The following is a 3,530-nucleotide window of genomic DNA, read 5'->3' on the forward strand; positions in this document are numbered from 1 at the left end:
GGTAAATGAAACATAGAAACGACTGCGCATAATGACAAAGTCGTTTCTATGATAAGAATTATATTTTCAATCCTTTCGGTCGATTCCCATCTTTTGCATATAGTTCCGGACGTCCGATGATGATATGGTGGACCCTATGAAATTCTCGGCGTTTCGCATTATTTCACAGGGCTGTGTACCTACAGTATTTTTTAGGTGTACAATGGAATTTATCCTTTCTGTTGTTCCCACTTAGCATACATCTCCCTTGAAAGTTCCACGATCTCCCGGCTCAGTTTCACAAGGTCGATGGTATGTTTCTCCAACTTGTAGAGCAACGCCATCGCCTTCTTCTCCGAAAAGTGGATGCGCAACTCTTTAACGACCTGATTGTAGTTCGTACCGATGGCACGGAACTGGGCGTGGAAGTCCGACAGTTTGGTGTAGTAGTCCACCAGCGTCTTGTCCACTTTCAGCACCTTGAACTTCTGCCCGAAGAAATGCGCCTTCAGAAAAACAGCTTTCGCATACACCTGTGATTCTTCGTACATCGTGAGAAATTTGTTCCATTCCTCATCATCGAAGCGCACCATCACGCAGTGCGTCTTCGGGTTCAATTTGGGATTTCTCCCGTACTTGCTCTTCTTTTCCATTCTCTTGTTCTTTTAATTTTATGGCTTGTCCATTGTTTAATCTTTGATTAAGGAACCCCGAAATTATCCGACTGCGGAGGATAATTCTGCCCACGGCGGTGAAGGTGTTTTCAGTTACTTAGAATTATTCGGGTAACTGAAAACATATCTTGCTGTGTCTTTGAGGACACAAGAATCCTCCGCCTGTCGGATTGGTTTGTGAGTATAATAACTCATTTGGAATATCGGTCAAGCCGATGGAGTATATCCACCGACTTGATTGGTTCTACCGTAATCCGCTCAGAGTTTGCGCCACTGCTCGATGTCCTCCCGGTAGGTTTCAAGGTGCAGGCGGGCGAGGTTCTCGATAAGTCCCGAAGCACTCATGCCACGCCCGCCGAGACGGCGGACAATCCCGTCCAGCCGGTCACGCACCTCACCGCTGACGAACACGGGCTTGCGGTCGGTTATCTTAGGAACTTGCAGGTAAGCGGTACGGTACTCGTCCAGCGACAGCCTGCGTTGTTTGCTGCTGACACGCTTCTGCGGCACTGCCATATCTTCAGGTGTTTCGCCTGACGGTTCATCCACCGTAGCTGTTTCCGCTTTTTTCGTGATGGTCTTGACGGGTTGTGCCAGATGTTCCGGCTCCAGACCGATGTTCCGGTAGAAGTCGTCCATAGACTTCTCACTGCGGGATTCTCTGCGTCCCATTCTTTCCACGATTTCCTGAACTTGTTGTTCACTGATGACTGATTCTTTTTTTGTTGCCATAAAAACAAATAGATTAAGTTATTACCATGGTCTTGGTTTATGCCTCAACCGATTATCGCAAGTAAAGTAAGATACTTCAGTGCAGTCAGTCAAGCGTTTGGGCCCGATCAGGCAATTTTGTGTGACTTTGCTTTATGGTGACAGAGACACCGGTGAGGACTTCACTGATTTGCCGGACGTGAATAGCCGGAAGAACAAAGGTGCGATTACAGTCAGGTTTGAATTAAGCCCTTGTTTTTTCTCTTGCCACATTGCTGATTTCCGGAATTAAGAATATAGCCCCAATCTGTGCCAACCTCTACCAACCTGTGCCACATGCTTCCACTTTCTGGAAATCCATTGCCGGATAACAGATTATGTATTCCTTTGCGGCAAAAGAAACAGTAACAATAAAAAGTATGTATATGGAAATCGTATCAATTGAAAGAAAGACCTTTGAGGCGATGGTCGCCAAGTTCGACCGTTTCGTCCGCCACATGGATGCCATCTGCCGGCGGCACGGAGAGAAGACAATGGGCGAGTGGATGGACAATCAGGACGTGTGCCGGATACTCAACATCAGCCCACGCACGTTGCAGACCCTTCGGGACAATGGGACGCTGGCTTACTCGCAGATAAGCCACAAGACCTACTACCGTCCCGATGATGTACAGCGCATTGTTTCCGTTGTGGAGGACAGGCGCAAAGAAGCAAAGTTCAAAGGAAGAACGATATAAACTTGATGAAATGAACGAAGTAAACTAACAATACCCACTAAATCCAAAGTAACATGAATGAACTGATTAACAAGGACAGCGAGTGGATAATCCACTTCATGGGCAGTCTCGACCGTCTTTTGGACAGCTTCGAGCATCTGACCGCCAATTACCGCCCGACACTGAACGGTGAGCGTTTCTTTACTGACAAGGAGGTGTCGGCACGGTTGAAGGTGAGCCGCCGGACACTTCAGGACTACCGCAATGAAGGGCGTATCGCCTATATCCAGTTGGGTGGCAAAATCCTCTACCGTGAATCCGACATCGAAAGGATGCTTGCTGACGGCTACCGTTCCGCCTATCGGCTGACAGGCACATGATTTTCTTGAAGGAGCGCAGTTTGCCGTCTGCTCTATGGTTGCGGAGCAATGGACTTTTAACATAAAGAAAAAAGGAATGGCTTACAGATGAAACACCAATATCCTGCTTCGTCTGTAAGCCATTCTTTTCTATCTTCTGATTTCCCGCCAGTCGCTTGTTTCCGTTGCCGGATGCTCTTCAAGCGTATGGCAGGCAGTGACAAGGTTTTCGGGCTGAATACGCTCCTCAGGAGGAAGATTCTGCCCGAAACGGCTCTGTCGCCCGACCTTGCCGCTGCCATCAAGCCATACGCTACCTTTGCATCCGTGCATCGGGAACGAGTGACTGATGGGATGAACCTCAACTATACCATCGGTTGTTATCCCTGCCACAGGAAACAAACAATGTAACCGGAGTTCCTCTCTTAGTGCCACTAATTTCATTTATTATAAACCGTCTGAACAAGACACTCTCTTTACTGCATATCCTGAATGCAACGGCTATAATCATTTCAAGGCTGTAAACGTCATAACTGATTCCATCCGCTTGCCTGAGATACTTCATTGTATCAAGTTCATTCAGTTCCTTGTGCTTGTAAATGGTATGAATCGCTTTGCGGACATCGCATGAGAATGTTCCGAATAGGTCGGCTATCTCAAATTGTGTCATCCACACGGGTGCGGTCGGCATAATGACCACACCCTTTTCACTGATTGTTATTATTCCTCTATTCATTGTCACTTGATTTTAGTTTCATCATTTGATGCACACTCCTTTTTCCAACCGCTGTAATTTCCGCATTTGAACACCCGTGACGGCATACCGTCATCGGGCAACGCATATTTGCCTTTGGTATTTTCAGACAGGGTTTCCAAATCCCTGCTCACTTTGTGGTTGGTTATCTCGGCATATATCTGGGTGGTGCGTATGGAATAATGTCCCATCATCTTGCTGATGGTTTCTATCGGAACCCCGTTGCTCAGGCAGATAAGGGTCGCAAAACTGTGCCTCGCCTGATAGAATGTCAGGTGACATCCCAGACCGCACTGTTCGGCTATGATTTTAAGGCTGCGGCACAGGTTACAGGTCT

General features: G+C 47.3%; 7 protein-coding genes. 3 read left to right on the top strand and 4 right to left on the bottom strand.

All coding sequences use genetic code 11. The features are described from left to right. Positions 1-209: 209 nt before the first annotated feature. A complete protein-coding gene (mobA, locus tag NSB03_RS20175) occupies positions 210-632 on the bottom strand; it encodes a conjugal transfer protein MobA (protein ID WP_024988826.1) in 423 nt (140 codons plus the stop codon). Positions 633-911: 279 nt separating this feature from the next. Continuing rightward, positions 912-1,385, bottom strand: coding sequence for a DUF3408 domain-containing protein (locus NSB03_RS20180; RefSeq protein WP_024988825.1), 474 nt, complete (start codon positions 1,383-1,385; stop codon positions 912-914). Positions 1,386-1,789: 404 nt separating this feature from the next. Between NSB03_RS20180 and NSB03_RS20185 the strand changes: the two genes are divergently transcribed. The 3 genes from NSB03_RS20185 to NSB03_RS20195 all read left to right on the top strand — a co-directional run bounded on the left by NSB03_RS20185 (position 1,790) and on the right by NSB03_RS20195 (position 2,850). Then, positions 1,790-2,101 (top strand): helix-turn-helix domain-containing protein, encoded by a 312-nt coding sequence (locus NSB03_RS20185; protein WP_120470673.1) that lies wholly within the window; start codon positions 1,790-1,792, stop codon positions 2,099-2,101. A gap of 53 nt (positions 2,102-2,154) precedes the next feature. Next, on the top strand, positions 2,155-2,460 hold the full coding sequence (locus NSB03_RS20190; protein ID WP_024988824.1) for a helix-turn-helix domain-containing protein: 306 nt from the start codon (positions 2,155-2,157) through the stop codon (positions 2,458-2,460). Between the two features lie 87 nt (positions 2,461-2,547). After that, positions 2,548-2,850 carry a hypothetical protein gene (locus tag NSB03_RS20195; RefSeq protein WP_172681338.1) on the top strand — a complete coding sequence of 101 codons (303 nt, stop codon included), beginning with the start codon at positions 2,548-2,550 and terminating at the stop codon, positions 2,848-2,850. Here the strand turns inward: NSB03_RS20195 and NSB03_RS20200 are convergent. Together NSB03_RS20200 and NSB03_RS20205 are read right to left on the bottom strand one after the other, a co-directional pair. Continuing rightward, entirely contained in the window at positions 2,801-3,175 is a 375-nt protein-coding gene (locus NSB03_RS20200) for a virulence RhuM family protein (RefSeq protein ID WP_024988822.1), read from the bottom strand. The two genes, NSB03_RS20195 and NSB03_RS20200, sit on opposite strands and share 50 nt — an antisense overlap. A 2-nt stretch (positions 3,176-3,177) precedes the next feature. Then, the coding region (locus NSB03_RS20205) for a tyrosine-type recombinase/integrase (protein ID WP_194229475.1) at positions 3,178-3,530 on the bottom strand (353 nt) is incomplete at its 5' end.

Source organism: Bacteroides acidifaciens, assembly GCF_024623065.1.
Lineage (GTDB): Bacteria > Bacteroidota > Bacteroidia > Bacteroidales > Bacteroidaceae > Bacteroides > Bacteroides acidifaciens.

Bases quoted from the DNA above. Each gene is read 5' to 3' on its own strand.
- NSB03_RS20200 (WP_024988822.1), bottom strand. From the start codon at position 3,175: ATGAATAGAGGAATAATAACAATCAGTGAAAAGGGTGTGGTCATTATG.
- NSB03_RS20190 (WP_024988824.1), top strand. From the start codon at position 2,155: ATGAATGAACTGATTAACAAGGACAGCGAGTGGATAATCCACTTCATG.
- mobA (WP_024988826.1), bottom strand. From the start codon at position 632: ATGGAAAAGAAGAGCAAGTACGGGAGAAATCCCAAATTGAACCCGAAG.
- NSB03_RS20195 (WP_172681338.1), top strand. From the start codon at position 2,548: ATGAAACACCAATATCCTGCTTCGTCTGTAAGCCATTCTTTTCTATCT.
- NSB03_RS20185 (WP_120470673.1), top strand. From the start codon at position 1,790: ATGGAAATCGTATCAATTGAAAGAAAGACCTTTGAGGCGATGGTCGCC.
- NSB03_RS20180 (WP_024988825.1), bottom strand. From the start codon at position 1,385: ATGGCAACAAAAAAAGAATCAGTCATCAGTGAACAACAAGTTCAGGAA.